General features: G+C 45.1%; 3 protein-coding genes. All 3 read left to right on the forward strand.

All coding sequences use genetic code 11. The annotated features are described in order from the left end of the window. Nucleotides 1–185: 185 nt before the first annotated feature. Nucleotides 186–1724 (forward strand): N-6 DNA methylase, encoded by a 1539-nt coding sequence (locus tag ACUVJL_RS32830; protein ID WP_445249659.1) that lies wholly within the window; start codon nt 186–188, stop codon nt 1722–1724. Then, a complete protein-coding gene (locus ACUVJL_RS32835) occupies nt 1721–2950 on the forward strand; it encodes a restriction endonuclease subunit S (RefSeq protein WP_445249660.1) in 1230 nt (409 codons plus the stop codon). The genes ACUVJL_RS32830 and ACUVJL_RS32835 overlap by 4 nt, the downstream gene beginning before the upstream one ends. Nucleotides 2951–3145: 195 nt before the next feature. After that, on the forward strand, nt 3146–3910 hold a 765-nt coding region (locus ACUVJL_RS32840), incomplete at its 3' end, for a DUF262 domain-containing protein (protein ID WP_445249661.1).

A 3910-nucleotide genomic window follows, 5' to 3' on the forward strand; every position in this document is an offset into this window, starting at 1 on the left:
CCATCGCATTGACCTAATCCCCCACCCTCGCCATCACCTTCAGCAGCAGCTAGAGGGTCAAACCTTCAAACTGAAGTACAAGCAGCAGATAGATTTTGGCTGCATATCTCCAGCAAAACCATATCCAAGCTAAACTGATAATCGCCCTAATTTTTAGAATTATCTATGGGACAAGAAAGCGCAATATGATATCTGGGGAAATCAAAAGTCAAATAGATAAAATCTGGGATGCCTTCTGGTCCGGTGGTATCTCCAATCCCCTCGAAGTCATCGAGCAGATTACTTATCTGCTGTTTCTGCGTCGTCTCGACGATTTACATATTCTGGAAGAAAACAAAGCTAATCGGCTCAAGCGCCCAATGGAACGCCGGATTTTCCCAGAAGGGGAAGATATCAAAAAACGCTCATACGAGGATTTGCGTTGGTCGAGGTTCAAGAATTTTGCGCCGAAGGAGATGTTTGAGGTCGTCAACGATCATGTTTTCCCTTTCCTGCGGACTTTGGGGGGGGATGGTTCGACTTACGCGCACCACATGAAGGATGCCCGCTTCACAATTCCGACACCGGCGCTGCTTTCTAAAGTGGTGGATTTGCTGGATGGTGTACCGATGGAAGACAGGGACACTAAAGGCGACCTTTATGAATATATGTTGGGCAAGATTGCCTCCGCTGGACAAAATGGACAGTTTCGCACACCGCGCCACGTTATTCAGTTGATGGTGGAACTGACTGCACCCAGCCCAGGCGATGTGATTTGCGATCCAGCTAGTGGAACTTGCGGTTTTCTGGTGGCTGCTAATGAATATCTGCGATCGCATCACCCGGAAATTCTGCGCGATACCAAGATGAAGCAACATTTCCACCATCAGATGTTTCACGGGTTCGATTTTGACAATACCATGCTGCGGATTGGCAGTATGAATATGCTTTTGCATGGGGTAGAAAACCCGGATGTGCGCTATCAGGATTCGCTGGCACAGGAACATTCTGGTGATGAAGAATCTTATACCCTTGTCCTCGCTAATCCACCCTTTGCTGGTTCGTTGGACTATGAGAACACGGCTAAGGATTTGCAGGCGATCGTCAAAACCAAGAAAACTGAATTGCTATTTCTGGCTTTGTTTTTAAGATTGCTGAAACCAGGGGGACGGGCAGCAGTAATTGTACCGGATGGTGTGCTTTTTGGCTCATCTAAGGCACATAAGGAATTGCGACGGTTGTTGGTGGAGGAGCAGAAGCTAGATGCTGTAATCTCTCTGCCTGGTGGTGTATTTAAGCCTTATGCGGGTGTTTCTACTGCGATTTTACTATTTACTAAAACTAACTCTGGTGGAACTGATTCTGTTTGGTTCTACAATGTGAATGCTGACGGGTGGAGTTTGGACGATAAAAGAACGCCTTTGCTTGCTGAAGATAAATTAGGTGCTGTGCCTATTTCTCAGTTAACAGCAGAGGAACATACTAAGAATAATCTGCCGGATGTGTTGAGTCGTTGGCAACTGCGGAATACTACGGAACGAGAGCGACTCCGCACGGCTCAGAGTTTTTGTGTGCCAAAGGCTGATATTGCGGTTCAGGGGTATGACCTCAGCCTGAATCGTTACAAGGAAGTGGTGCATGAAGAGGTAGAACACCGCACACCCAAAGATATCCTTGCTAATTTAGCAAAGCTGGAGGCAGAGATTCAGCAGGGGATGAAAGAATTGGAGGGGATTTTGAAGTGAATCGTTCCCATATACATTGGCCTTGCCTACCACTCTCCGAAGCATTCTGGTTTCAAGAAGGGCCAGGAGTTCGTAAATGGCAGTTTACGAACTCAGGAATCAAGCTTTTAAATGTTGGAAATATCGAAAAAGAAGGCACACTGAACCTTGCAAAAACTGATCGTCACCTAAGCGAGGAAGAAGTAGCAAATAAATATTCACATTTCCTAGTTGATGCAGGGGATCTTGTAATAGCTAGTTCGGGAATCTCGTTCGATGATGACGGCTTTCTTCGCACCCGTGGAGCATTTGTAGAAAAGCACCAGCTTCCACTTTGTCTAAACACAAGCACTATCCGTTTCAAAGCAATCGAAGGAGTATCGGATCTTTGTTTCCTGCGTTTTTGGCTCAATGGACATGAGTTCCGTTCGCAGATTACCAAACTTGTTACGGGAACGGCTCAACAGAACTTTGGCCCATCACACCTTAAGGCGATTAAGATTACCCTCCCGCCATTAGAAGAACAGAAGCGGATTGCGAAGGTACTCGATCGCGCCCAATCTCTCATATCTAAACGTCGGGAGGCGATCGCGCAACTCGACACCCTTATCCAAGCCCTCTTCATAGAAATGTTCGGCGATCCAGTTACAAATCCAAAGGGATTTACAATTCGTAAGATTAAAGACTTACTCGAATCTGCATCTTATGGAACAAGCGAAAAATCTAGTTCTGAAGGAGAATTTCCCGTCTTGCGGATGAATAACATTACTCGAACTGGTGAGATAGACTTGACCGATCTAAAGTATATGGATTTAGCTGACAGCCAAAAGGAACGTTATCTTGTCCGCTGTGGAGATGTGCTATTTAATCGAACAAATAGTGCTGAACTCGTAGGAAAGACGGCAATTATTCGTAATATTAGTAATCCAATGGCGTTTGCTGGTTATCTGGTTCGTCTACGTGTGAATAAAGAAAACGATCCTGAATATCTTTCGGCATTCCTTAACACAAATTACTCTAAGCGCGTGCTTCGTGGAATGTGTAAAAGCATCATCGGAATGGCAAACATTAACGCAACTGAAGCACAGACCATTAACATTGCTCAACCACCTCTCCATCTTCAACAAGAATTTGCCCGTCGCGTCGAAGCCATAGAAAAACTCAAAACCGCTCACCGCGCCTCACTGTCAGAACTCGATACCCTTTTTGCTTCCCTCCAACACCGTGCATTTAGAGGAGAGTTATAGTTATGCGTGGAGAATTCCTTGGAGTTTGGTCAGAATCTGACTATCCTGGAATCAGGCCTGGAGGTAGTTCCAATAGGGTAATTAGGGACATTGAAATGCGCGACAGGGTAGTGATGTCCATTCTTCTTGCTGGTTTTACCCCCTATCTGACAGACTAAATCAACGCCGATATTATTTACCGAGGAGAGCTGTAACATGAAAGCCACCGAAGCCAAGCTACTCGCCTTTATCAAGAAGTCCCCCCAGTTCGTTATTCCCATTTACCAGCGTACCTACTCGTGGACGGAAAAGGAATGTCGGCAATTGTGGGAGGACATCCTGCGTACTGGCTCCAACGATGACATTACTGCTCACTTCGTTGGCTCTATTGTCTACATAGAAAAAGGACTTTACCAAGTATCAAGCCAGTCACCACTGCTTGTAATTGACGGACAGCAACGCCTAACAACAGTTACATTATTAATTACAGCACTGGCTAATGCCCTTGATGATACTGAGCCAGTAGAAGGTTTTTCACAGCGTAAATTACGAAACTATTATTTACTTAACCCTGAAGAAGATGGAGAACAGCATTTCAAACTCATTCTTTCGCAAACTGATAAGGATTCACTTATAGCCATTCTCAATAAATCCGAACAACCCAAAGACTCTTCCATCCGCGTGACAGAAAACTTAAAACTTTTCGAGTCGTTGATTAAAGATTCTAAGGATAAGCTAGCGACTATATGCAAAGGACTAGCAAAACTGTTAGTTGTAGATGTTGCCCTTAGCCGAGATCAGGACAATCCACAACTCATTTTCGAGAGTATGAACTCAACTGGTCGTGAGCTAAGTCAAGCCGATCTAATCCGTAACTACATCCTCATGGGACTGGAACCTCAGCTCCAGACTAAGCTTTATGAGCAATATTGGCGACCTATGGAAGTAGAGTTTGGACAAGAGGCTTATGGTACACAGTTC

The sequence above is a fragment of the Microcoleus sp. OTE_8_concoct_300 genome, assembly GCF_031383065.1.
Classification (GTDB): Bacteria; Cyanobacteriota; Cyanobacteriia; order Cyanobacteriales; family Microcoleaceae; genus Microcoleus.